The organism is Bacillus sp. AFS088145 (assembly GCF_002564465.1).
In the GTDB taxonomy this organism is placed as follows: domain Bacteria; phylum Bacillota; class Bacilli; order Bacillales; family Bacillaceae_G; genus Gottfriedia.
Map to the genome: position 1 here is coordinate 16059 of NZ_NUUX01000015.1, position 25525 is coordinate 41583.

General features: G+C 33.6%; 23 protein-coding genes. 8 read left to right on the forward strand and 15 right to left on the reverse strand.

Translation table 11 applies throughout. The features are described from left to right. Positions 1-96 precede the first annotated feature (96 nt). From malX to COI44_RS11190, 3 genes are all read left to right on the forward strand, one after another. Positions 97-1659: a maltose/glucose-specific PTS transporter subunit IIBC gene (gene malX / locus COI44_RS11180; RefSeq protein WP_098428018.1), complete on the forward strand. Its 1563-nt coding sequence runs from the start codon at positions 97-99 to the stop codon at positions 1657-1659. 20 nt (positions 1660-1679) lie between these two features. Further along, positions 1680-2870 (forward strand): MalY/PatB family protein, encoded by a 1191-nt coding sequence (locus COI44_RS11185; RefSeq protein ID WP_098428019.1) that lies wholly within the window; start codon positions 1680-1682, stop codon positions 2868-2870. 178 nt (positions 2871-3048) lie between these two features. Continuing rightward, positions 3049-4281 carry an MFS transporter gene (locus COI44_RS11190; RefSeq protein ID WP_098428020.1) on the forward strand — a complete coding sequence of 411 codons (1233 nt, stop codon included), beginning with the start codon at positions 3049-3051 and terminating at the stop codon, positions 4279-4281. Between the two features lie 45 nt (positions 4282-4326). On the opposite strand, the gene truA is transcribed toward COI44_RS11190, so the two are convergent. After that, positions 4327-5070 carry a tRNA pseudouridine(38-40) synthase TruA gene (gene truA, locus COI44_RS11195; protein WP_098428021.1) on the reverse strand — a complete coding sequence of 248 codons (744 nt, stop codon included), beginning with the start codon at positions 5068-5070 and terminating at the stop codon, positions 4327-4329. Between the two features lie 211 nt (positions 5071-5281). Between truA and COI44_RS11200 the strand changes: the two genes are divergently transcribed. The 3 genes from COI44_RS11200 (at position 5282) to COI44_RS11210 (ending at position 9230) form a co-directional block, all read left to right on the forward strand. Continuing rightward, positions 5282-6400 carry a CdaR family transcriptional regulator gene (locus tag COI44_RS11200; RefSeq protein WP_098428022.1) on the forward strand — a complete coding sequence of 373 codons (1119 nt, stop codon included), beginning with the start codon at positions 5282-5284 and terminating at the stop codon, positions 6398-6400. Positions 6401-6486: 86 nt separating this feature from the next. Next, on the forward strand, positions 6487-7899 hold the full coding sequence (glcD, locus tag COI44_RS11205) for a glycolate oxidase subunit GlcD (RefSeq protein WP_098428023.1): 1413 nt from the start codon (positions 6487-6489) through the stop codon (positions 7897-7899). Next, positions 7896-9230, forward strand: coding sequence for a (Fe-S)-binding protein (locus COI44_RS11210; RefSeq protein ID WP_098428024.1), 1335 nt, complete (start codon positions 7896-7898; stop codon positions 9228-9230). Before glcD ends, COI44_RS11210 begins: the two co-directional genes overlap by 4 nt. Before the next feature lie 90 nt (positions 9231-9320). On the opposite strand, the gene COI44_RS11215 is transcribed toward COI44_RS11210, so the two are convergent. The 12 genes from COI44_RS11215 to COI44_RS24605 form a co-directional block, all read right to left on the reverse strand. Beyond that, positions 9321-10721 (reverse strand): Ig-like domain-containing protein, encoded by a 1401-nt coding sequence (locus tag COI44_RS11215; RefSeq protein ID WP_098428025.1) that lies wholly within the window; start codon positions 10719-10721, stop codon positions 9321-9323. 1055 nt (positions 10722-11776) lie between these two features. After that, positions 11777-12148, reverse strand: a complete 372-nt coding sequence (locus tag COI44_RS11220; RefSeq protein WP_098428026.1) for a cysteine-rich CWC family protein — start codon at positions 12146-12148, stop codon at positions 11777-11779. A 221-nt stretch (positions 12149-12369) separates the two neighbouring features. Continuing rightward, on the reverse strand, positions 12370-13224 hold the full coding sequence (locus COI44_RS11225) for a MurR/RpiR family transcriptional regulator (RefSeq protein ID WP_179887090.1): 855 nt from the start codon (positions 13222-13224) through the stop codon (positions 12370-12372). Between the two features lie 194 nt (positions 13225-13418). Next, positions 13419-14309, reverse strand: a complete 891-nt coding sequence (gene murQ / locus COI44_RS11230) for an N-acetylmuramic acid 6-phosphate etherase (protein ID WP_098428027.1) — start codon at positions 14307-14309, stop codon at positions 13419-13421. A 61-nt stretch (positions 14310-14370) separates the two neighbouring features. After that, positions 14371-15279 (reverse strand): N-acetylglucosamine kinase, encoded by a 909-nt coding sequence (locus tag COI44_RS11235; RefSeq protein WP_098428028.1) that lies wholly within the window; start codon positions 15277-15279, stop codon positions 14371-14373. Between the two features lie 50 nt (positions 15280-15329). Then, positions 15330-15641 (reverse strand): PTS lactose/cellobiose transporter subunit IIA, encoded by a 312-nt coding sequence (locus tag COI44_RS11240; RefSeq protein WP_098428250.1) that lies wholly within the window; start codon positions 15639-15641, stop codon positions 15330-15332. A gap of 41 nt (positions 15642-15682) precedes the next feature. Beyond that, on the reverse strand, positions 15683-17020 hold the full coding sequence (locus tag COI44_RS11245) for a 6-phospho-beta-glucosidase (RefSeq protein ID WP_098428029.1): 1338 nt from the start codon (positions 17018-17020) through the stop codon (positions 15683-15685). 407 nt (positions 17021-17427) lie between these two features. Next, positions 17428-18717 carry a PTS sugar transporter subunit IIC gene (locus COI44_RS11250; RefSeq protein ID WP_098428030.1) on the reverse strand — a complete coding sequence of 430 codons (1290 nt, stop codon included), beginning with the start codon at positions 18715-18717 and terminating at the stop codon, positions 17428-17430. Positions 18718-18754: 37 nt separating this feature from the next. Further along, positions 18755-19063, reverse strand: a complete 309-nt coding sequence (locus tag COI44_RS11255; RefSeq protein WP_098428031.1) for a PTS sugar transporter subunit IIB — start codon at positions 19061-19063, stop codon at positions 18755-18757. 176 nt (positions 19064-19239) lie between these two features. After that, positions 19240-20334, reverse strand: coding sequence for a DUF871 domain-containing protein (locus COI44_RS11260; protein ID WP_098428032.1), 1095 nt, complete (start codon positions 20332-20334; stop codon positions 19240-19242). 11 nt (positions 20335-20345) lie between these two features. Continuing rightward, positions 20346-21494 carry an anhydro-N-acetylmuramic acid kinase AnmK gene (gene anmK / locus COI44_RS11265; protein WP_098428033.1) on the reverse strand — a complete coding sequence of 383 codons (1149 nt, stop codon included), beginning with the start codon at positions 21492-21494 and terminating at the stop codon, positions 20346-20348. A gap of 91 nt (positions 21495-21585) precedes the next feature. Beyond that, complete coding sequence (locus COI44_RS24605) at positions 21586-21714, reverse strand: hypothetical protein (RefSeq protein WP_286163884.1); 129 nt, start codon at positions 21712-21714, stop codon at positions 21586-21588. A gap of 204 nt (positions 21715-21918) precedes the next feature. On the opposite strand from COI44_RS24605, the gene COI44_RS11270 reads away from it, so the two are divergent. Further along, positions 21919-23112: a M20 metallopeptidase family protein gene (locus tag COI44_RS11270; RefSeq protein WP_098428034.1), complete on the forward strand. Its 1194-nt coding sequence runs from the start codon at positions 21919-21921 to the stop codon at positions 23110-23112. Between the two features lie 104 nt (positions 23113-23216). Here the strand turns inward: COI44_RS11270 and COI44_RS11275 are convergent, their stop codons facing one another. Next, positions 23217-23408: a hypothetical protein gene (locus COI44_RS11275; RefSeq protein ID WP_098428035.1), complete on the reverse strand. Its 192-nt coding sequence runs from the start codon at positions 23406-23408 to the stop codon at positions 23217-23219. A gap of 214 nt (positions 23409-23622) precedes the next feature. Here COI44_RS11275 and COI44_RS11280 point away from each other — a divergent pair, with 214 nt between their 5' ends. Then, complete coding sequence (locus COI44_RS11280) at positions 23623-24387, forward strand: DUF2935 domain-containing protein (protein WP_098428036.1); 765 nt, start codon at positions 23623-23625, stop codon at positions 24385-24387. A 76-nt stretch (positions 24388-24463) separates the two neighbouring features. Here the strand turns inward: COI44_RS11280 and COI44_RS11285 are convergent, their stop codons facing one another. Further along, on the reverse strand, positions 24464-25150 hold the full coding sequence (locus COI44_RS11285; protein ID WP_098428037.1) for a response regulator transcription factor: 687 nt from the start codon (positions 25148-25150) through the stop codon (positions 24464-24466). Between the last annotated feature and the right edge of the window lie 375 nt (positions 25151-25525).

Consider the following 25525-nt stretch of genomic DNA (forward strand, 5'->3'; position numbering starts at 1 on the left):
AAAATGTACACGCTTACATAAACACCTCAAATGGTTGTTAAACAATTTTACCGTGGGTATTCTTAATACATAATAAAAAACGAGGGAGCTAAAAACATGGCAAAGAAGAAGTCCGTTAAATCACAACTTTGGGAATTTTTTCAAGGGCTAGGTAAGACCTTTATGGTGCCTGTAGCATTATTAGCCTTTATGGGTCTTATATTAGGGATCGGAAGCTCATTTACTAGTCCGACAACTATTGAGACATTCCCATTTTTAGGAAACTCCGTACTCCAAGTTATTTTTAGCTTTATGGCCACTATTGGTGGATTTGCATTTTCATACTTACCCGTTTTATTTGCAATGGCAATTCCGTTTGGACTTGTACGATATGAAAAAGGTGTCGCTGCTTTCTCTGGATTTGTTGGCTACGTCATTATGCACTTATCAATTAATTTTTATTTAACAGAAACAAATCAATTAGTAGCGGCAGATAAAATGCGCCAAGCTGGTCAAGGTATGGTTATGGGCATTCAAACAATTGAAATGGGCGTATTAGGCGGAATCATCGCCGGTATAATTGTCTATTTATTACATAACCGCTTTTATAGTATTAAACTTCCAGATGCATTTGCATTTTTTGGTGGTGCCCGCTTTGTTCCAATCATAACCACACTTGCATTATCAGTTGTTGGGATTATCATTCCGATGATCTGGCCAATTTTCGCAATTGCCATTACAGGAATCGGAAGTTTAATTCAAAAATCTGGCGTTTTCGGACCATTTTTATTCGGTGCCGGTGAGCGTTTACTACTGCCATTCGGTCTTCACCATATTTTAGTTGCAATGATTCGTTTCACAGAAGCTGGTGGTACTGAAGTCGTTAACGGTCAAACGGTTTCTGGAGCTCTAAATATTTTCTATGCACAATTAAAAGCCGGTGCTCCGATCAGTCCATCAGCGACAGCTTTCTTATCTCAAGGAAAAATGCCTACATTCATGTTTGGTTTACCAGCAGTAGCGCTTGCGATTTATCATACTGCCCGTCCAGAAAATCGTAATAAAATAAAGGGGCTATTAATCTCTGGTGTTATTGCAACTTTTGTAACCGGTATCACTGAGCCAATCGAATTCTTATTCTTGTTCGTTTCCCCACCTTTATATTTCATCCACGTTATTTTAACGGGACTAGGTTTTATGGTAATGGCTTTATTACATTTAACAATTGGTAACACAGATGGTGGAATATTAGATTTTATAATCTTTGGTGTTTTACAAGGGGTAAAAACAAAGTGGTATCTTGTACCTGTAGTAGGAGCAATTTGGTTTACCGTATACTATTCAGTTTTCAGATATGCAATTTTGAAATTTAATTTAAAAACTCCTGGTAGAGAAGAAAAAATTGATGATCAACAAAGTGAGGAACCAGTGGTTAAAGGCACAAATGCCCAAGCATTAAAAATCCTTACTGCTTTAGGTGGCAAAGAGAACATTCAATCACTAGATAACTGCATTACAAGATTAAGACTTGTTGTAGATAATATGAATATTGTTAATGAAAAAGTTCTAAAGGATTGTGGTGCACTTGGCGTCGTGAAATTAGACGAACATAATTTACAAGTCGTTATTGGTCCACAAGTTGGTATTCTTAAAACACAATTAGAAAAATTATCATCTTAAATAAATTGGGGTTGTACGAAATGAAATACAAATTTGATCAGATAGTTGATCGGACCGGTACTTATTGTACACAGTGGGACTATATTGAAGATCGATTTGGAGTGCCAGATTTACTACCATTCTCGATTTCAGATACTGACTTTCAAAGTCCAGAGGAAATAATACATGCGTTAGAAAAGCGAATGAAACACGGTATATTTGGCTATACGCGATGGAATCATACTGAATTTAAAAAATCAATTATAGATTGGTTTCATAATCGATTCTCTTGTGAATTAGAAGAAGATTGGATTGTTTATAGCCCAAGTGTCATTTATTCAATTTCGAAACTAATCGAATACTTGACAAATGTTGGTGATCATGTCGTTATCCAAACTCCGGCGTATGATGCTTTCTTTAAAGTCATTCAAGATAACAATCGTTTCATTTCTGACAATCAATTAATCTACGAAAATGGTAAGTACCGAATCAACTTTTGTGATTTAGAACAAAAACTATCTCACGAGCGTGCCAAGGTTCTTCTAATGTGTAGCCCGCATAACCCTACTGGTCGTGTTTGGACTAAACATGAATTAGAAATAATTGTAGGCTTATGTAATAAACATAATGTATTTATTATTTCAGATGAAATTCATATGGATATTGTACATGACCCTTATTCCCATAGTCCGATTATAAACACTAGCAGTGACTTGAAGAATGTGTGTATATGCACTTCCGCGAGTAAAACGTTTAACACTCCTGGACTAGGTGGATCATATATGATTTTACCTAATGAAACGATAAAACAAGCCTTTCTTTTATCATTGAAAAATCGAGATGGCCTTTCATCCGCAAGTATTTTTGGAACGTTAGCAACAATTGAAGCCTACAAAACTTGTGAAGAGTGGGTTGATGAATTGACCGAATATATTCATGATAATTTTAAAACAGTAGAAAATTTCATTAACGAACATCTTCCAAATCTTAATTTTGCAGTGCCAGAATCAACATACCTTGCATGGATTGATATTTCCGGGCTATCTTTTTCTAGTGAGCAATTACAACATGCACTTGTTCATCACGCAAAAGTAGCCATCATGCCCGGAAAGACATATGGTGAAGCTGGGAAAGGATTTATCCGTATGAACATTGGATGTCCCAAATCTAAGATTATTGAAGGATTAAATCGTCTAAAAAAAGCAATAGATTACTTAGAAAGTAGTAAATAGTTAATTTAATAACCCTCTAAAGGTAGAAGAACCGTAAACTACTTTTAGAGGGTTATTCATTTGAGAAAATAGTTAAAATTACTTCTTCAATTTTGTGAACAAGTAGTTATTAATTAGCGAATTAACATATATTCTATTAAGTCGCTTTTTTTCGAATATAAATTAGGGAAGTGTTAGAATGACATCCACTAAAGTTATTAAGCCATTCTCATCAAACTGGTATGTCTTACTGTCGTTTGCTGTACTTGCAGGAATTAGTCAAATGCTTTGGTTAAATTTTGCACCTCTAATTTCCTATTTAAAATCGCATTATGAAGTTTCTGAGTCAGATATTAATTGGTTATTAATTGTATTTCCATTAATTTATATCGTATTTTCTATTCATTCAGGTAAAGTAATTGATCGAGCTGGATATCGATTTAGTATTTTACTAGGTGGCATTTTCATGTCCGTTTTTTCTACTATTAGAATTTTTGATTCAAGCTTCTCATTTTTACTAATTGGTCAAGTAGGAATTGCGATTGGCCAACCTTATATTTTAAATGCAATATCAAGTTTAGTAGTAGACTGGTTTCCGAAAAATAAACAAGCTACCGCCACTGGCATTGGTACAGTCGGTATGTTCATCGGTATGGCAGTTGCCTTAGCAGGGACACCGCTTCTTGTAGCATTTTTTGGATTCCAACCCACATTAGTCATCATGGCCATTTTAACAATTCTTGCAACACTCGTCTTTTACTTCATCGGTCATCATAATTCAGATTTCAATCGAAATTCCAGTACTTCAGGAAGTTTTAGTACTACATTTAAATTATTGAAAAACAAGAATCTTTTACTACTAAACATTGTTTCCTTTCTAGGCTTAGGAGTCTTTAATGGACTAACATCCTGGCTTGAACAAATCTTAAAACCGTACGGAATTTCATCAGAACAAGCCGGAATTATAGGAGGCACTTTAATAGTCGGAGGTATTATTGGTTCAATCGTTATCCCGATGGTTTCAGATAAAGCTGGTAAAAGAAAGCCCTTCTTATTAATCACTATAATCGGCTCCCTACTATTAATCTATCCTGTTTGTACTTCAGGGAATTTTACTTTTCTAATTGTAATAGCCAGTGTCCTTGGATTCATATTTTTACCAGCCTTTGCTTTATTATTGTCTGCTACGGAAGAGCTAGTTGGTGAAAAAGTTTCCGGTGAAGCTACAGGATTACTTTTAATGGCAGGGAATTTAGGAGCTGTAATTGTAATCGGAGCGATGCAGCTAATTAAAGGCGAGCAGTCAACGTGGAATCATTCAGTTTTTTTCATACTAATCTTAATGCTTATTGGATTTTTCCTTATGATTTCATTTGAAGAAAGAGCTTGTTTGGTAGTTGATAACAAGGAAAATGATAACGAACTAAAGTAAAAAAAGCATTGAAACCCATAAATTCCAATGCTTTTTTTTATAAAATTATGACTTAAATTCTATCTTCTCCAAGTACAACCCGCCTGGATCTGCAAGATTACTCACTTGAGCACGATCTTTTAATTCAATTATTTTCGATATATTTTCAGCATGTAATCTACCTGCACCAACTTCTATTAATGTTCCTACGACCTTTCTTACCATATTGTATAAGAAACCATTTCCGCTTATTCTTATTTGAATAAATCCGTCTATCTTTTCAAAATCAATCGAGTAGATTTCTCGTACCATCGACTTCTTTTTAGATTTGGCATTCGAGAATGCTGTAAAATCATGTTCACCTAAAAAGTACTTGGCTGCAGCCTTCATTTTTTTAAGATCTAGTTTCTCTTCTACATGCATACTATATTTGCGCATAAATGGATTCGAATATTCTTCATTCCAAATTTTATATATATACGTTTTTGCACTAGTATTGTATCTTGAATGGAAACGGTCAGATTCCATCGAAACTTCCTTTATACTAATATCTTTAGGTAAATAACGATTTAAATAACTTTTAATTTCTATTTCAGGCATGTTCTCTTTTATTTTAAAATTAGCAACCTGTTCAAATGCGTGTACCCCTGCATCCGTTCGGCTACTTCCAATAATTTCAATTTCTCTTCCTACCATTTCTGAAATTACATTCTCGATTTTACCTTGAATTGTATTTTCACCATTACCAAGCCTTTGCCAGCCTTTATATCGGCCCCCATCATATTGTATGACTAATTTATAATTGTTCATCTCTTGCTCCTTTATCTAACACTATGTATGTACTATTTTCCTACTACCTGCTCTTAACACTTTACCACTTTTTTATTACATATCCTATTTTTAGCCCATTCAAGCTAAGTTCATAACTTTTTTCACTTTTTCATAAACTACTTTAAGACTATATAGTAGAAATAAGACATTTTACATTATACTAGTAGTAACAATTTTGAGGGAGTTTGACATGGTACTTGATGAGTTGGCATTAAAGATCATTAATGAAGTTAGAAAGTTAATACAAGAAGATATCATTATTATTAATACAGATGGCATCATTATAGCAAGTACAGACCCAGCACGAACAGGTACATTTCATGAAGGTTCATTAATTGCAATTAATGAAAGAAAAACGTTAACGATCACATCTGATGATGAAAATCGTTTAAATGGTGTGAAGGCTGGAATTAATCTTCCTATTTATTTTCAAAATGAAATAGTCGGAGTAATTGGCATTACAGGAAATCCCGATCTGATTTCGCCTTTTGGAGAAATGCTTCGTAGGATGACAGAATTATTAATTAGAGAAAACTATTATACAGATCAAATTGATTTACAACAAAGAACGTTAGAAGCATTTGTATTTGATTGGATTCAAGATATTGAATGGGATGATCATTTTTACGAACGTTCTACTATGCTAAATATTGATTTAAGTTATATTAGGCAGGTTATTATTTTTGAATGGGAAAATACCAATAAGGTCCCAATTGATACAAGACAACTAATAATTGATTTATCGAATCGAAATAAAGATGACGTATTTGTTCGTTGGGGCAATAATCGAATTGTATTTTTGATGAAAGTTGAAGATACGAATAAAAATATTCATCAACTACAAAGAATGCATGATTTATATGAGATCATAAAAAGTCGATTAAACTCACCCATTGCTGCAGGCGTTGGGCAACAAATCTCTCCAAAACAATTACATCAATCATATCATCAAGCGGATCGTGCTTTAAAAGTTGCATTAAAAACAAGTTCAATTATTTTTGATGAAGATTTAACAATTGATTTAATTCTGCAGGAACTTTCACAAGAGATTAAGAAAACATTTATAGAACGGACAATTGCACCTTTATTAAGTGAAGAAGATTTATTTATTACAATTAAAGAGTATTTAAATCAAAATCAATCTCTTAAAAATACCGCACAATCCTTACATATTCATATAAACACACTTCTGTATCGCCTAGGTAAAATTACTGAATTAACGAAATTGAATCCGAAAGATATCCAAGATTTAGTTAAATTGTATATCGGAACATATCTACTAGATGATTCTACAAAAAAACACCGATAAATGGTGTTTTTTCTGTATGTTCCTCTATAGTAAATTCATCTATTCACTCTTTATACTTGAATTAAGATAATGGGGGGAATTTATTTATGATTACAAATGACATTGCACAAAGTTTTATAGCAATTGTTGGAAAAGAAAATTATGATGATTCAAAAGTGGAGAGACTCGTATATTCTTACGATGCTACACCAAATTTGCAAGCTCTTCCGGATGCAGTCATTAGTCCTCGTTCTACTAAAGAAGTATCCGAAATCGTTAAAATCTGTAACGAAAACCATATTCCGATCGTTCCTAGAGGCTCTGGAACGAATTTATGCGGTGGTACTTGTCCAACAGATGGCGGTATCGTTATCTTATTTAAACACTTAAACAATATTCTCGAGATAGATGAAGAAAACTTAACAATTACAGTTCAACCAGGTGTAATTACTCTTGATATGATCAATACAATCGAAGAAAAAGGTTTATTTTATCCACCAGATCCAAGCTCAATGAAAATTTCTACAATAGGTGGAAATATTAATGAAAATTCAGGTGGCTTACGTGGATTAAAATATGGTGTAACACGTGATTATGTCATCGCACTTGAAATCGTATTAGCAAACGGAGACATTATTAGAACTGGTGGAAAGCTAGCAAAAGATGTTGCAGGATATGATTTTACTCGTTTATTTGTTGGTTCTGAAGGAACTTTAGGTATTATTACAGAGGCTACATTAAAGCTTATTCCAATGCCTGAAACGAAAAAAACAATGCTTGCATTATATGATAGCTTAGAAGATGCAGCCAAAACTGTTTCTAAAATTATCGCTAATAAAATTATTCCTACTTCCCTTGAATTTATGGATCAACCTACTTTAGAAGTAGTAGAAAACTTTGCGCAGATTGGGCTACCAACCGATGTAAAAGCTGTCTTATTAATTGAACAAGATGGTCCAAGTGAAGTTGTAGACAGAGATATCGAATTAATAAAATCAATTTGCCAGCAAGAAAAATGTACTTCAGTTAGCGTAGCTAAGTCCGAAGAAGAAGCAGTAGCATTACGTACGGCTAGACGCTCTGCTCTTTCAGCTCTTGCACAATTAAGACCAACAACAATTTTAGAGGATGCAACTGTCCCTCGTTCTAAAATTGCTGAGATGGTCTCTGCCATTAATGCGATTGCTGAAAAACATAATGTAAAAATTTGTACATTCGGTCATGCGGGCGATGGAAATCTACACCCTACTTGTCCTACCGATGCTCGTGATCACGAAGAAATGGAACGCGTTGAAATGGCATTTGCAGAGATATTTGAAAAAGCAATTGAACTAGGTGGCACGATTACAGGTGAACACGGTGTAGGAATCGTAAAAGCTCCTTACCTTGAATTAAAGCTTGGTAAAGAAGGCATTAACGCAATGCTTGCTGTCAAATCAGCTTTAGATCCGAATCATATTATGAATCCAGGTAAAGTCTTTGCAAAAGACAGTCGTAAAAGAATGGTGGTGTCAAAATGACAACACTTCAAGAACAACAAGCTATCGGTCAACAATTTAAAGAGCGTATGAACGAAGACGAGCTTTTAAACTGTATGCGATGCGGTTTTTGTTTACCGAGCTGTCCAACTTATATTGAATCAGGTCAAAAAGAATCACACTCACCACGTGGTCGCATCGCTTTAATGAAAGCAGTAACAGATGGATTAATTGAACCGGATGAAGATGTAGAACGTACACTTGAGCTTTGTCTTGGATGTCGTGCATGTGAGCCCGTTTGCCCTTCTGGTGTGAAATATGGTCATCTACTAGAAGAAGCTAGAGATATTATTGCTCAACACAAAAAACATTCACTTCCTGCACGAGCTGTTCGTAAAGTTGTATTTAAAGAACTTTTCCCGCATCAAAAACGTATGAGACTTGCAGTTGGTTTATTAGGTTTATATCAACGAACAGGCCTTCAAGTCGTAGCAAGAAAAGCTGGAATTATGAAATTGATCCCAAACAATTTATCTGCAATGGAAAAGGTTTTACCAAAGGTTCCGACCATGAAACAAATGAAGTCACGCCCTGACTATTTGCCACCATTAAAAGAAAAAGTAAAGAAGGTTGCATTTTTCTCTGGATGTTTAATGGATACAATGTTCTTAGAAACAAACAATGCAACGATGAAGCTTTTACAATTAGCTGGTTGTGAAATTGTCATTCCAAAAGACCAGGCGTGTTGTGGTGCATTACATGGTCATAGTGGTGAAAAGTCGATTGCGAAAGATATGGCAAAGAAAAACATCGAAGCCTTCGAAAATCTCGGAGTAGATTATATCATTACAAACGCAGGTGGATGTGGTGGTTTCCTAATTGACTATGATCATCTTCTTAAAGATGATCCAAATTGGAAAGATCGAGCTCTAGCGTTTAAAAATAAACTAAAAGATATATCAGAAATTCTAGTAGAAGTTGAGTTTCATAATAAAGTAAAATTAAGTTTACCAGAACAAATTATTACGTATCAGGATTCATGCCATTTAAGAAATATTATGAAAACCGCCTCTGCTCCAAGAACATTACTGAAGTCAATTCAAAATGTATACTATCACGAAATGAAAGATGCCGATCGTTGCTGCGGCTCAGCTGGTATTTATAATATCGTCGAATCCGAAATGTCGATGCAAATACTAGATTACAAGATGAAGCAAGCAACAAAAACGCAAGCTACTACAATTGTAACTGCTAACCCTGGATGCTTATTACAAATGAAGCTAGGTGTAGATCGAGAGAATCAATCAGAACATGTGGAAGTCGTACACATAGTTGATTTACTTTTAAAAGCTGCTGAATATAAAGCAAATTAATGCTAAAAAACACAAGGAACTTAATCCTTGTGTTTTTTACTGCCCTACTATGCTTCATAAAGGAATAAATCCTTGGCTCTAATGTAAATATTAATGTTTTACAACTGTATATGTTGCAGCTGCACTAGTATTTCCTGCTTTATCTTTTGCAGTTACTGAAATGACTGTTCCTTTTTTCTGTGCTGCGATCTTAACTGAATAGTTTCCATATGAATCAGCAGTTGTACTTCCTAGTACAGTTGTGCCTCTTTTAACGGTAACCGTCGAACCTTTTTCAGCTTTACCTGTTACTTTTAAGTCATTATCATCTACACGATTAATTGTTGGTTTAGCTGGTGGGATTACATCGACTACGACTACGCTAGTTCCTGCGCTTGTGTTTCCTGCAGCATCTTTAGCCGTTACAGTTAATGTTGTACCTGCATATTGAACAGGGATTGTCACTGAAAACGTTCCAGTTGACGTTGCTTTTATAGTACCTAATGTTGTTGTACCTTTTTTAACGGTAACAGTCGAATTTGCTTCAGCCTTACCTGTAACAACTTTATCGTTGTTGTCAACTCTGTTTACAGATGGTTTTCCAGGTGCAATTACGTCTACAACTTTAGTTGTTCCAGCTACGCTCGTATTACCAGCTGAATCCTTCGCGGTAACACTGATTGTTGCACCAGCGCTTTGAGCTTTAGCGATTGCAACTGAATAAGTACCAGCAGATGTAGCTTTAACCGTTCCTAACACGGTACTTCCGTTTTTAACCGTAACCGTTGAATTTGCTTCGGCTTTACCTGTTACAACTAAATCATTATTGTCAACTTTGTTTACAGTCGGTTTAGCTGGTGCTACATTGTCATTGAATAATGTATAGAACCCATAATAATCGTCTGGTGTATTATCATCATATTCCTCATCATCAAGATCAAACGTACTCACATAATATGTACCAGCTTTAACTTGGTAATATAAGTATTCCATATCAGTTTCTTCATCATATTCGTAATCCGTTAATACAAGCTTATCGTCGGAAGCAAAATCTTTTTGAAACAGACCGGCGAATAAAGTGATATTTTGAGGTCCGAAAGTAGTATCAGTTAAAAGAACTTCCCCATCAGAAGGCACAACGATTTTAAAGAAATCCATGTCATATCTAGGAGTTAACTGACCATACATTATTCCTCCAAGTGGCACGTCGTTTGCTGAATCGAAATCATCGTTGTATTCTACTTCATAGTACTCATTGTCTGCTTCTGTAGCTCCATAGCTTGATAGATTAATAGATGGCTTTGCAGTAAAATGAGTAAGTTTTGATGTCATACTTGAATCATTAAATGTATGAAAACCATTTATGCCTGCTGGAAGTGGCTTTACTACCTGATTCTCACTAGCCTTTTTTAATAATTCATAATTGTTCACTTCTGCATGAGCAGTTGTGAAAGATAATGGTGAAGCTAATAAACCTAAAGTTGCTAAAGATAAAATTCCCTTTTTCATCATAATATTCTTTCCCCTCTGTGTTTGTTCTTTATAATGAACACCTTTTTAGTATCCGTTAATAATTAGCTATGTGCAATAAAAATTTAACTTTAATCTAATAAAATTTTATGCCCACTAAACAAAGCTTACCTTCGATTTGATTTAATCACATAATCCCCCTCTTAATAGTATCAAAACTTGTTGTGATTAAATCTAACCACTTCATTTCTGATATCACCTCCCCTAGTGAGTGGATTACACCAACCACAATAAACATTTGCGTTTTTTCTGCCTTCCCGAAGGCTTTCTAATCCTCCTTTAAATTATTGATGTTAATCATATTCTACCTACATACCCTTTCATTTTTTTGAGTACCAGACTAATCTCAAATCAACTCTCTTAAAAATAGAATCTGTTAAACTAAAATGTTTATTTTTGTGTACTAAAAAAGACTGTTTTAAATTAAACAGTCTTTTCAGAGTGTTTAAATATAAAATGGTCAAAAAGGAAAACGGACTTAAGTGAACATTTAATAATGATAAAATCAGCATTTTTTGAATGATCTTTTAATGGTTTTAAATGTTAATATGTTTGAGCAATTTCATTGTTTCAATAACACTAGAAATGATTTTTTTAGAAGTTAAAAATATTATGAGCTTTTTTTAGAAAACAAATTCGATTGTTTAGTTTAATATATGTTCAATATTAATTGATCTACAATCTGATTAATATACAACAGTTAGATTACTCTAAGTAAAGGCAACTTGATTAGGGTTTATCGCAGACATTTTTTGATGAATAAGTTGATTGGAATGGAGGGATGCTCGACTCCTATGGGATTAGCGGGAAGGCTGAGACCCCACAGGCGCGCCGAGGAGGCTCNNTCAGGTCTCGCCCCATGGAAAGCGAGCATCCTGTAATGGAAATCAACATCACTCTACTCCTTTTACAAAAATTTGATAATTAATTGATAAGGTTGTTTACAGCCTTTCTAATGATTATTCAACTAATACATTGCGTTAGATGTTTACGAGAGTATCGTTTCCTCACATATTCCTAAAAATGATAAAAAACTATTATAATATCCCGGAATTTGCAGAGGTGCAGCTTAGGTAATTAGCACATTTCTCTTTGAAACACTTAGTTACTGTTCCTGGTTTAAGTTGATCTTTAAACTTCTCATAGCAGTAACATACTTCATCATCCTGTTTAGGTGCATTCTTTCGACCAAAGACCATTGGTCCGATATCAGAAGGCTTTAAGTCTTCTATTCTATTATCCTCTTTATACTTATCTAAACACGACTTACATATACAAGATCTTCTTACCTCTTCTGATGATATCTGATTAAATATCTCTCTTGGGAAATACTCATCATTACACCAACAAGTCTTCCCACTTGAGCACTTATTCTCATTACCACACATGGGACAGAGCTTAATTGCCATTAAAATACCCTCCTCAATAATCTGGTTACCAAAAGGAATTACCTTTTTATTCTATTCAATCATATAATTAGTTTACTAAATTTATCCATTTAATTATATCATTCCATGTTACTCTAAACTGCCATATAGTTGATTTACTTTAACAGAGCCTAAAAATAAAAAGCACAAGGAACGTTGATTTCCTTGTGCTTTTATTACCTAAATCCTTAATCCTGCACTATTTACTTTTTTAATGATGATATAGCCGTTCTTGTTTGATCGATATACTGAATTGTTTGATCGTATTCTTGTGTTGCGACAGCCATAAATAAGATATCAATGACATGTAGTTGAGCCATCCTTGATGACGTTGCTCCACTTCGAAATGTTGCTTCCCTATGTGGAGAATTAAATAATTTAATGTCCGCTAGGTTTGAAACAGAATTGGAACCAAAGCCTGTGATACTAATAGTGTTCACGCTGTTTTCCTTTGCAATTTGAAGAGCTTTTTGAACCTCTAGCGTTTCTCCAGAAAATGAAATTCCTACTAAGACATCATTCTCCTCGTGGTTCGCTATTTGAACAGCTAACAAATGCAAATCAGTAAATGCAGAGGTGTATTTTTTTATACGTAAGAACTTTTGTTGTGCATCTAAGGCGACAACCATTGACCCACCTACACCGAAGAAATAAATATTTCTCGCTTTTGTTAAAGCTTGTACAGCTTCCTCTAAATCACTCACATTAATAATATCGCTAGTATCCTTGATGGCCTGGATATTGTTATTCATCATCTTTTTAATAATGGAACCAGTTGATTCCCCTAAATTGATATCTCTTGATCCTACTTCTGTTGTCGTAATAATATCACCGGCAATTCGTAGCTTAAGCTCTTGAAAACCCTTTAGACCAAGTGAACGACATAAACGAATAATTGCAGAGTTGCTTGTTTGGCTTTTTTCCGCAAGTTCAAAAACTGTATATTGAATTGATTTTTCCGGGTTTTCAATTATATATTTAGCTGCTCTTCTTTCAGATGGTGGAAGTTTATACAGCATTTCGTTTAACATGATTAAACCGCCATTTAATGCATTCATTTAATCTAATCAACTCTCCCTTTATTTGTATAAAATGATGAATTTGGAAATTTCCAACCGACATTTTCCCCTCTTTTAATCGGAATCGAAATACGACTATAAACAAATTATAAAATATTTAGATTAAAATCTGAATTATATTTTAATATGAAATAGAAGGCGACAGACTAGTAGTACTAGTTGCCGCCCTCTAATTAATCTTTTACTACCTTGCTAATAAAACCACTAGCTTTATTTAAACTGTTCATTGCTTCTTCGTAATTCATTCCGGTTAAAATCATAACGATTGCTACTTTCGTTTGATTATTTGCTTTCAGTAAATAATTACTTGCTGTTTCATAATCACAGCCAGTAGCTTCAACTATTATTCTTTTCGCTCGATCAACTAGTTTACTATTCGTTAATTGCAGGTCTACCATTAGATTTTTATATACTTTTCCAATTCCAATCATTGAAGCTGTTGAAATCATATTGCAAATTAACTTTTGGGATGTTCCAGCTTTTAATCGTGTAGAGCCTGTTAACACTTCTGGACCATTATCTACTTCAATTTTTTGGAGGGCAACCTCTCCAATTTTTGAATCTTTATTACACGCTACCGCTACAGTTTTTGCTCCAATCTCGTTCGCATACTTTAAAGCACCTATTACATACGGCGTTCGACCTGATGCTGCAATACCGATCACGATATCATTTTTTGTAGGGGATATTCGTAATAAGTCTTCCTTACCTAGTTCTTCACTATCTTCGGCACCTTCAACAGCTTTAATAAAGGCTCTCTCTCCGCCTGCAATTAATCCAATGACTTCACTAGGGTTCGTTCCAAATGTAGGTGGACATTCAACTGAATCAAGCAGACCAATTCGTCCGCTTGTACCAGCACCTGTATAAATTAAACGTCCTCCGTTTTGAAATGCTTCAACAACTAGCTGAACTACATTTGAAATCATCGGAATTTGTTCTCTAACTGCGAGAGCAACCTTTTGGTCCTCTTCATTCATTATATTTAAAAACTCATCGACGCTTAGTTGATCTAAGTTACTCGTACGATTGTTTCTAATTTCTGTTGTTAAGTTTTCTAACACAATTACACCTCAATCATAAGGCAGGATTTTTATTCCTACTCCCTGTTTTTACCGCGCTTAATTATTCCTTACGTGAACTAACTTCTTTCATAGCTAATAGATATCCTCCGAAAGTCGAAGAGATTTCGTCCGTGTAAAATGTTACTGTTGGATCATGCTCATGAATTGTTTGAATAAATGTTTTCTGAATGACTGGTATTCGACTTAGAATACTTCCTTTTATTGCAACTCGTGGCTCTTCTCGAAGATTTAACTTTTTTATGGCTTGGATGGTCGTTTTCCCAAGAAGTTGACCAGCTCTTTCTAGAACTGATATGGCCATTAAATCACCTATGTTGGCCATTTCAACGATAAATGGAACATGTGAAGCAATCTCAGCTTTTGTATTGTGGTAAATATATTTTTTAAGTTCTTCTACTTCTTTCAACTGCAATTTTTCCAGCATTTTCAGAGATAAATAACTTAATGAAATACCTTCATCAAATTCCTGTGTAATCTTTTTAAAGATTTCCATGCAAATCCAATATCCGCTTCCTTCATCCCCTAGAAGATGTCCCCATCCGCCTGCCGTAACAGTCCGTTCTTTATGCATTCCGATACAAATTGAACCCGTACCAGCGATTGTTAATACACCACTTTGTCCATTTAGTAATGCTGCATGTGCAATTTGTGCATCATTAACAATTTTGAAAGGGATCTGAAAAGCATCATTTAGTGCCTTTTCTAAAGGACCTCGGTCTTTCACTCCACCAATTCCAGCAATTCCTATAAATAAGAACAGGCAATTCTCTTCTGATAAAGGGCTCAAGCAATTTTCAATCGCTTCTATAATGTGATTAATTCCATCTTCTTCATTGATTAGTAAATTACTAAAACCAGAATAACCTTGACTAATAATTTCTCCATCTAAATTATAAGCAATAGCCTCTGACTTCGTTCCTCCACCATCAAGACCTATAACATATTTCACTAAAACTGCCCCCTACCATCTTTCGTCTATTCTATTACTATATGAATCGATTATTTCTCGGCTAATTTTTTATGTAAACGAATAATATGCTCAATAAGCTTTTGTTCACTCATTGCAGTCATTAAATGATCTTGAGCATGAATCATTAATAGAGACTTTTCACATGGCTGACCATTTAATTCAGCTTGAATTAAAGTCGTTTGTGTTTTATGTGCATGACCAATTTCTTTGTGAGACTCTTCGATTAAGCGATCTGCTGTTTCAAAATCATTTTTTTCTGCAGCCTCTAATGCCTCGTAAGCTAGTGATCTTGCATTCCCACCGTGTGATATAATTTCAAAAATTTCCTGTTCGTTAGTCATCATCCTATTCATACTCCTTAATTTTTGTTTTATATTTATCCTTATTGAATTACCAATTCTTCTTTATAAAATAATGGTAAATATTCTTTATGAGCATCTAAAAGTGCATCTAGTACTTCCTTTGCAACTTCATCACTTGGAACTAATGGATTAATCGTTAGTGCTAATAATGCCTTCTCATAAGATCCAGTAACGGCCGCCATAGCTCCAACTCGTTCAAATGATTTAATTTGCTGAACTAATCCATTTATTTGAGGTGGTAATTCACCTACTGATATCGGAATTGGTCCTTGCTTTGTAACGATACAATTTACCTCGACAGCTGATTCATTCGGAATCCCTTGTATTGAACCATTATTTTGAACGTTTAATACTTGGATATCCTTTTTATCGTTATAAATAGATGTAATTAAGCTACAAGCGGCATCACTGTAATAAGCTCCACCTCGTTTTTCAAGCTGTGGCGGTTTAATAGCTAAATTCTCATCTTTATATAATTCAAATAAATCATCTTCCAGCTTCTTAACGACCTCTGCTCGGGTAGTACCTGTTTTAAAAGATTCTAATTCTTCATCTAATATATGTTTCGTTTTGTAATAGTAACGATGGTATGGACACGGAAGTACACCTAATGACATAAGAAATTCTTTTTGCCATGGTAATGGTGCGATATTTTTCATTGTCATTTGTATTTCTGGATTCGCTAATAACTCTAATACATGTTCAGTCACTTCTTTTCCATCAACATAAACATGAAGTCCATAAACCATATGGTTTAATCCAGCAAAATCAATATGTACACGACTTAGATCAACTTCTAACAATTTAGCAATCGTCATTGTCATATTAATTGGTACATTACAAACTCCAATTACCTTTTTATGTTTACTATATCGAAGTAATGCTTCAGTAACCATTCCAGCAGGATTTGTAAAGTTAATTAACCATGCATCGGGGCATAGTTGCTGCATTTCTTCAGCAATTTCAAGTAATACTGGTATTGTTCTTAGACCTTTAAATAGACCACCTGCACCATTCGTTTCTTGACCAATCATACCGAATTGTAAAGGTATACGTTCATCTTTAATTCGTGCCTCTAGTAAGCCTACTCGCATTTGAGTCGTTACAAAATCAGCATCCTTTAGCGCTAATTTTCGGTCTAACGTTAAATGAATTTCCATTGGTACTCCAGCTTCTTTTACCATACGTTTAGCTAAATTACCAACGATCTCCAACTTTTCCTTCCCTGCTTCTATATCTACTAACCATAACTCACTTACAGGAAGTTCATTGTATCTTTTAATAAAACCTTCGACTAATTCTGGAGTATAACTAGATCCTCCACCTATTGTTACGATTTTAATTCCTTCTTTACTCATAATTGTCTCACCTCTAATTAGTTTAAGAACCGAATATAGTTTTCATTTTTATAGTGGGAATAAGAGAAAATAGCTAATTAATGTGCAAACAGCGGTAGAAATTAAAATAAACTTTAGTGCTTGTCTCCTATTCTTGTATTTCCCTTCCAGCTTTAAGACGACATAAGGTAAAACTATACTACAAGCAATACTATTCGCAAAAAATAATGATGTCTGGTAGACAAAGCCTATTTGTTGAAAGAGAGGACAAAGTAATAAATTGATGATTATTGCGAAGGAGAAAAATATAATTGCACTTTTATAATTAAACTTTATAAACCAACTAGATTCTTTCAATCTGCTCACCCTTTAAATAAGTAATAAAGAAAGGTCGAACTGTTCTGTAAAACAGTCCAACCTTTTCGCTGCTATAAAGTAAGACTATTTTTATCTGCTACAGTCGTTACATTTTCTTCTTGTGCAAGTTTATTGTCATAAACCTTAAAGAATGGTAAATACACAAAGAATGAAATTGCAATGTTAATAAACACTAGAACAATCGCTCTCCAGTCTCCACCAGTAGATAAATAAGCTCCAATTGGTGCAGGTAAAGTCCAAGGAACCATGATATATGTAGGTCTTACAAAACCTGCAACTGTAGCAAAATATGATAACGTTGCTGTAATAAATGGTGTTAATACAAATGGAATAATTAAAATTGGGTTTAAAACGATTGGTGCACCGAAAATTACTGGTTCATTAATATTAAAAATACCAGGAATAATCGCTGATCTACCAACAGCTTTTGTATATTGTGATTTTGAGAAAAATAACATTGCTAAAACTAGTCCAATTGTTGCTCCAGAGCCGCCAATCCAAATAAACCATTGGAAGAAAGTTTCAGGTGCTACGTGAGGAATAGTTTGTCCAGCTGCAACAGCTTCAGCATTTTTTGCTAAATATACTTCCCAAAGTGGTCTTGCCACTGTACCAACAATTGAGTCACCATGAATACCAAAAATCCAGAAAAACGTAATAAAGAATACCGGTACTAATACTCCTCCAAGACTGTCTCCAGCACTAACTAAAGGAGAAATTGCTTTATCAACTAAAGTATGTAAATCAATTTTAAAGACAACTGTTACTAAAGTTAATACGAATACAACAAAAGCAACAGGAATTAATGATTCAAATGAACGTGCCACTGATGGTGGAACCGAATCTGGCATTTTAATTGTAATTTTCTTCTCTTTAAAGAATCTTAAAGATTCTACAGAAAAAATAGATGTACACATTGCTACGAATAATCCATGACCACCCATATTGCCCATCGGTAATACCATTCCAACTTTATCAACTAGTTGAGGTGTTAAAGTTAAAAGGAATGCAGCAGCCGATAATTGAGCACCTGATAATGGATCCATCTTGTAGTTTTTCGATAAGTTATATCCAATACCATAGGCTATATAAAGCGACATAATATACATAGTTAAACGATATGGAATTAAAATTTCAAAAACATGCTTTTTTGCCCAAAGTGAGATCGCCCACTTTTCTGGTAATGGAGGAAAGGCAATTATTAAGAATAAAGAACCAATAATAATAAAAGGTAGTGCAGAAATAACTCCATCACGAATTGCACGTAAATGTTTTTGTTCAGAAATCTTTGCCATTGGGCCAGAAAGCTTATTTTCCATAAAATTAATAAAACTGTTCATAATTCTCCCCCTTTTTCATTGTTGATAACTACTAAAATTATTTTTTAGTAATCTCTTGTACTATTGTTAATAGTTTTGGTCCACCAAGTGGTGTATAAGCCATAGGCGGTATTACTTCACATGGAACATTTGCTGCATCTGCTTCAGCTTTAAAGCTATTAAAACGGTGACGAACTTGTGGTGCTACCATGGCAACGTCCCAACCGTTTTTAACTTCTTCACCAAACTCTTGAGTTCCCACTGCTTGTACTTCCATTTGGATACCGTTTCTTTCCGCTTCTTTTCTTAATGCATTCACAACAATCGCACTTGACATACCGCCTGCACATACAAATAATACCTTCATTCTCTTATCCTCCTAATTTAAGTTTGATAATATAAAAGATTCGAAAAACTGGAAACGTTTTCTATGAGGCAATTATATTCTTAATAAAATAAAATTTCAATTATTTTAACGAAAAAATGAAATAAAATTTTAAGAAGATGTAAAAAAAATTTCACATCTTCTTAAATAATGATTATTTAGTTTTCCTTAAACTGAAACTTACTCCAAGGATGTAAGAAATCTAGTAGGAAGATTTCTTCCTCTGCAATGCGTCCAACAACATTCGTTTTCCCTGAATTCTCCATATCCTGTAGTGCTATTTGCAATTCACCTTTATACTGTCCATATAATTCATTTTCTATTAAAAGATCACCTCTACGAATATGTGGAGTATAAGTAGGTTTAAACTCTTCATCTCTATATTTAACACGAGACTGAGTTGAACGAATTAAGTAATCTGATACGTCCCCGCGGTAAAAATGAAACTCATCTAAAACAATCTTTTTCTCTAAATCTGTAATTGAATCATGTAAGTCAATATTCAGTGTAAATAAGTCTTTACCGTTCTGATTTAGCTCCGCAAGTTTTTTGAACTCTTCTTCAGATGCATAAGCATTTGCAATAATAACATCATCAATTAAGTCTGAATAAAATAAATGTTTCGCTTGAGTTACGACTGATAAATTACGGTGCATCTCTAAAGTACAAAGACCTTCTGATATAGGCCACGGTCCGTATGTTGCAGCTTGTGAATTAATAAATGCTGCTGTACGAATACCATGCTTTTTAAACTCTTCACTGCATTTAACGAAATGTGAATAGCTCAAACCCGCATAACGATGGGGATAAAAATTATGAGATCCGATTAAATTAGATTGATTTGGCTTATAGGCTAAAATATTTTCTAGATATTTCGTAGCATTACTCATGTTAATTTCAATTTTTAACCCATATGGATTATAAGTCATAATGGACTCTTCATTCCCAGTGAATCCCATATCAAGTCTAATCCCATATGCTCCTAAGTCAGCAAAAAATGATAAATCATTATATGAAATATTCAATGTACCAAATACTCGAGGGGCAATATCAACTATGACTTCCATCTCTAAACTATTTGCATAATCAACTATATCTTTGAACTCTTTTATAATCTGTTCCTTGTCACCATTTACTGATAATAAACATGTAAAGATTCGTTTAAAACCATATTGATGAGCTAATTTAATATAAGCCTTGTCTTTTTCAACAGTTGAGTGCTCTGGATAAATTGAAATTCCTAATTTTTTCACGATGAATCCTCCTAGTATGGTATTGGTGTAATATTTCCTAAAACAACTAACCGATTTGCCTTCGTTGCTCCAGGTACATTGCTTGGTAAACCATTTAAAGTTTCATTTGCTAAAATCGCAAACGCAATTGCTTCTTTTGCGTCCGAAGAAAAACCAATATCTTCTTGAACTAATACTTTTGAATCCTCACCTAATAATTCTTGAAGCATGCGTAGTAGCGTTTTATTATGACTACCTCCGCCACCTACAATTACTTCATCAATTGGATGGTCTGGTAAAATAAACTTTTTATAATTCTCAGCGATCGATTTTGCAGTAAACATCGTCATTGTAGTCACTAAATCAATTGGTGAAATATCTCTAAACTCTTCCAATATTTCATCAACAAACTGTGTACCAAATAACTCTCTTCCTGTTGTTTTAGGTATAGGTGCTAAAATATAAGGAATACTCATGCATCTTTCTAGTAATCTCTCATTTACATTACCTTTAGCAGCTAAATCACCATTAGCATCATATGGAACATTAAAATAGCGCTTACAAATTTCATCAATAATCATATTACCAGGACCTGTATCAAAGGCTACCAAATCATCGATTGTAGAATTCCTTGGAATGATCGTAACATTACCGATTCCACCAATATTCTGTAGTAAACGAGTTTTAGTTTTACTTTTATAAAGTAATAACTCAGAATGTGGAACTAAAGGCGCACCATACCCACCAGCTGCCATATCCATCACCCGAAAATTGGAAACAACTTTCGTGTTTGTTTCATATGCAATAACCGCTGGCTCTCCTAACTGTAATGTAGATTGTATGAATTTCCCATGAGCTTCAGGCTGGTGATAAATCGTTTGACCATGCGACCCAATAAAATCAAGTTGATCCAATGAAAATTCGTTTTTACCGCAAATTTGCTTTACTGCATCTGCAAAAGCGTAGCCAAGCTTAAAGTTTAAACTACATAAGTGCTGAGCGTTTGAAGAAACAAGTGTAATCGCATCTTGAATTTCTTTTAATAAACCTTCCTCAAGAGGAACTGTCATAAAATCAATCAATCTTACCTCTGTCTCAGGTCCACATCCAGCGATTTCTACTAAAGCTGCATCGATTCCATCTAAAGATGTACCCGACATTAATCCAACTGCATATCCCAATTCATTCACTCCTTCATATTTTTATTAATAATACCTTAAAACAGAATTTCAATTTTGTAAAAGAAAAGAGTGAAAGTTTATTTAGAATTTTTCAAAAAGTAATCGTTGATTTTTTTAAAAGATCAGTTAATAGAAAGAGATTTTTACAGACTGATTTAGTCGTTACACATCTACCATGTTTCATTTCATATCCAGAAGCACATAATGAATTATTACTCATTTTACCCTCTCCCACAAAATAACACTTAATAAAAAATCCAAATAAAATATTTTCTAAAAACACACTCATCACTTTGATAAATAGGCATAATTATCTTGTGCAAATCAGTAACTAGTAAAAAAGTATTGAATGAACAACAGAATAATTATACAATCCTTTACATAATCAAACAAAAATTCCATCTAATAATAAGGAGAATTTAAGATGAAGCATTTAGAAACACAAATAGATGAATTAGCAGAAAAATATTTTACGAGGCTAATAGAGATCCGTAGACATTTGCATATGTATCCTGAATTAAGTAATCAAGAATTTCAAACAACGAATTTTATCAATCAAGAACTAGAAAAAGCTAATATCAAAAAAATACAGTTGAATAGTCAAACAGGAACTGCAGCCGAGATCAGTGGTAATTCAGGACCGATTGTTGCACTCCGAGCTGATATTGATGCACTTCCAATTCAAGAAGAATCTAATTTACCATTTCGTTCACTTGTTGATGGAATCGCCCATATGTGTGGACATGATGTTCATACTACTATTACACTCGGAGTTGGATTTATTTTACAGGAATTAAAACACCTGATTCCTGGTACAGTTCGATTGATCTTTCAACCTGCTGAGGAATCTGAAGGTGGCGCTGAGCAAATGATTGCTGAAGGCCTACTTAACGATGTAAAAGTTATTATCGGACTTCACAATATGCCGGATCTTCCAGTTGGTATGATTGGAATTAAAGAAGGCTTCTTAATGGCAAGTGTAGATGATTTTGCAATTAAGATTAAAGGGAAAGGCGGTCATGCAGCACTTCCTGAAAAAGCAATTGATCCGATTGTAATTGGCAGTGCTGTTGTCAATCTTTTACAAACTCTAGTTAGCAGAACAATTTCTCCAAAAGATTCTGCTGTCATAACTGTTGGATCGTTTCAGGCTGGGAATACAAATAATGTAATCCCTGAATTTGCAGTTTTAAAAGGCACAGTTCGAACTTCAAATGAAACAATTCGAAAGCAAATTCAAGAAAAATTTCAAACACTAGTTCAAAATCTTGTACATTCACTTGGAGGAGAAGTAGAAATAGATTATCAAGTATTACTGCCCGCAGTATTTAACGATACGAAAGTAACATCAATAGTACGAGAAGCAGCAATCTCAACAGTCGGAGTAGAACATGTTGTGACTGCAGAATCGACAATGGGCGGAGAAGACTTTTCATTCTATCAACAAAAAGTACCTGGTTCTTATATTTGGTTAGGCTCTGGAAATAAAGAAAAAGATATAACGTATGGATGGCATCACCCTAAATTTATGGTCGATGAAGACGCAATAAAAATTGGTGTAAAACTAATGGCCCGATCAGTATTAAAACTATTAACAGATACAACTCTTGATCAATAATAGACAAAAAAGTGAAATCATTCATTAAATAATGTTTTCACTTTTTTTATTTTTCATATATTGGCTTAGATGTTTTTAAATAACTATGAGATGGGTCTAATGGATTAGTCGTTTTTCCTAAAAATAAACATTCCTAACATAAATGCGATAAATGTAATGTAACCAGCAACTATACCAGCAATATAGCGATTTTCGTAATGAATATAATTCTCTAATATTGTAATGATAATCGCAGAAAGAGCAGAACCAAAAAAAGCTTGAGAAATAGTCATTTTTCCTTTTAAATGTTTTTTCATAAAAATTTCCCCTCTTAAAATTGCTAGTATATTATTCTATTTAATTGATGGATAAACCTTTTTTATCAAGACTATACAGCCATTAAGACCAATTAAAATCAAAGGAATAAACTTAAGAAACTCCAATCTACCCACTACCTTTTCCAACACTTCCTGCAATATTTTAGGACATTCATTAATATATTTACCTTGTAGAGTTTATAGGGGGGATTATATGCCGGATTTTGTACAAACTGCCAATTTTGAGCATTCTTTCTGGTTACATGTGTTAAGGGATCATTCTCAATTTATATTGGATGCTTTACCGTCTAAGCAAGAGGAAGAAATTAAGATTGCACAATCATTTTACGTAATTTTTAATAATTTATTTTCTAGGGTAAATAACAATGAAAATATGAGCGAGATTACAATTCAAGCAGAAAAAAGTGCTTTAGCGCTACGCGATTTTAAACTTTCATTGCTTACGAAACATATTACTGACGCTAATTTTACGATTTACTTAACACCTACATTTTTAAATCATATGGTTAGTGAATTGGAAGAATATTTATTAGTACTATCCTACTTAAAACAAAGTCAAACCCCACCTGTCTTCAATGAACTTCATCATCATTTATTATGGGTACTAGATGCGGCAGGTCATGCTGATGCCATTTATACGAATCTCGATGGTACAGAAAAAATGCTAAGAAAGAAAAGTCATGAATTCACAAAGCATTTTGAACACTTCTATCTTAAAGCAGTAGAACTCACCGGATATTTACGTACTAAACTAAGTACATTTCCTGCATTAAAAAGAATGAACCAAGACGTAAAATTAGAAATTCAGCTATTTCAAATATTTCTAAAAGAAATTGAAGAATTAGATATTTCAAGCCAAATGTTGAGTAACTTTTCCGCTTTAATGGCAGATCATATGTACAGAGAAGAAATGTATTTCTTAAAAAAATTAGAAGAATCTTCATCAATTAATAATTAATTTTATGAAAAATAAAGCACTCTATTTAACACGTAATATGCTGTGTTAAATAGAGTGCTCTTTTACTTTAATTAAACTATTGTTTTATTGAAATCCAGTTATTTTTAATTACTTTTATGACTGCATTTAAACGATCTGGAACGTCTAATTTCATTAAAATATTGGCAACGTGATTTTTGACTGTTTTATTCGAAATAAATAATTCCTTACCAATTTGGATATTCGAAAATCCCTTTACTAAAAGGTGAAGTATTTCGTATTCTCTATTTGTAAGTAGCTCTTTAATATATGAATCATTGGGCGGCATAAAATGGATTGAATTATCCTTAAGAAACTTGTATTCTTTTATCAATTCATTCGTAAAGCGATTGTCTACCATGAATTGTCCACCCTGCACTAGCTTAACAGTATTCACTAAATATGCCTCGTCAACATCTGTTAAACAAATACCTTTTACTCCTACTTTCAATAAACGATCTATTTCATAAAAGTCTAAAGAGTTTTTAATGGTAATAATTTTCGAAGAATCATCATGTAACATAATATTTCTTGCATACTTTACCATTTCTTCTCCCGAAACTTGAGTTATAAGAATTGAATTACTTACTTCCTGGAAAGAAAAACTATCTTCTAAATTAATTTTAATAGCATTTATTCGATTAAATTCTAATATTGTACGAATACCCGCAACGAAAAGCGAATTTTCAACAAAAATAACAGTATTATTATTTCTTGGATGATTTGGAACTAATTTTGCTAACATTACTGCCACCTCCAATTTGCAAATTTTTTATAGCAACATTTGTATTGTACATATTTGAATTGATTAAATAAATTTAATATTTTTGAAATTAAAGTTAAGTACTTCTTAAACAAAAGATTATTGTTATTAAAATTTAAACTAAATCGTTAAAATAAATGATTCAAAAACTTACGGTCTTATATTATGATATCTATGTACAGATATTTTTTATTACTATAATGTTCCCAAGGAAATATTTTACTTTGCACCGTTTCAACTTCTTGCTTTTTTAGTAAAAAGAGATTTTTTACAAAATCCAAGAATTATTTTAATAATATAAATTTAACTATGCACAAGATTTTCCAGTAAAAAAGGTGTATCATTAAACTGTTTTCT

Excerpts from the sequence above, each read along its gene's own strand:
- malX (WP_098428018.1), top strand. The coding sequence starts at position 97 with ATGGCAAAGAAGAAGTCCGTTAAATCACAACTTTGGGAATTTTTTCAA.
- COI44_RS11185 (WP_098428019.1), top strand. The coding sequence starts at position 1,680 with ATGAAATACAAATTTGATCAGATAGTTGATCGGACCGGTACTTATTGT.
- COI44_RS11190 (WP_098428020.1), top strand. The coding sequence starts at position 3,049 with ATGACATCCACTAAAGTTATTAAGCCATTCTCATCAAACTGGTATGTC.
- truA (WP_098428021.1), bottom strand. The coding sequence starts at position 5,070 with ATGAACAATTATAAATTAGTCATACAATATGATGGGGGCCGATATAAA.
- COI44_RS11200 (WP_098428022.1), top strand. The coding sequence starts at position 5,282 with ATGGTACTTGATGAGTTGGCATTAAAGATCATTAATGAAGTTAGAAAG.
- glcD (WP_098428023.1), top strand. The coding sequence starts at position 6,487 with ATGATTACAAATGACATTGCACAAAGTTTTATAGCAATTGTTGGAAAA.
- COI44_RS11210 (WP_098428024.1), top strand. The coding sequence starts at position 7,896 with ATGACAACACTTCAAGAACAACAAGCTATCGGTCAACAATTTAAAGAG.
- COI44_RS11215 (WP_098428025.1), bottom strand. The coding sequence starts at position 10,721 with ATGATGAAAAAGGGAATTTTATCTTTAGCAACTTTAGGTTTATTAGCT.
- COI44_RS11220 (WP_098428026.1), bottom strand. The coding sequence starts at position 12,148 with ATGGCAATTAAGCTCTGTCCCATGTGTGGTAATGAGAATAAGTGCTCA.
- COI44_RS11225 (WP_179887090.1), bottom strand. The coding sequence starts at position 13,224 with ATGAATGCATTAAATGGCGGTTTAATCATGTTAAACGAAATGCTGTAT.
- COI44_RS11240 (WP_098428250.1), bottom strand. The coding sequence starts at position 15,641 with ATGACTAACGAACAGGAAATTTTTGAAATTATATCACACGGTGGGAAT.
- COI44_RS11245 (WP_098428029.1), bottom strand. The coding sequence starts at position 17,020 with ATGAGTAAAGAAGGAATTAAAATCGTAACAATAGGTGGAGGATCTAGT.
- COI44_RS11250 (WP_098428030.1), bottom strand. The coding sequence starts at position 18,717 with ATGAACAGTTTTATTAATTTTATGGAAAATAAGCTTTCTGGCCCAATG.
- COI44_RS11255 (WP_098428031.1), bottom strand. The coding sequence starts at position 19,063 with ATGAAGGTATTATTTGTATGTGCAGGCGGTATGTCAAGTGCGATTGTT.
- COI44_RS24605 (WP_286163884.1), bottom strand. The coding sequence starts at position 21,714 with ATGAGTAATAATTCATTATGTGCTTCTGGATATGAAATGAAACATGGT.
- COI44_RS11270 (WP_098428034.1), top strand. The coding sequence starts at position 21,919 with ATGAAGCATTTAGAAACACAAATAGATGAATTAGCAGAAAAATATTTT.
- COI44_RS11275 (WP_098428035.1), bottom strand. The coding sequence starts at position 23,408 with ATGAAAAAACATTTAAAAGGAAAAATGACTATTTCTCAAGCTTTTTTT.
- COI44_RS11280 (WP_098428036.1), top strand. The coding sequence starts at position 23,623 with ATGCCGGATTTTGTACAAACTGCCAATTTTGAGCATTCTTTCTGGTTA.
- COI44_RS11285 (WP_098428037.1), bottom strand. The coding sequence starts at position 25,150 with ATGTTAGCAAAATTAGTTCCAAATCATCCAAGAAATAATAATACTGTT.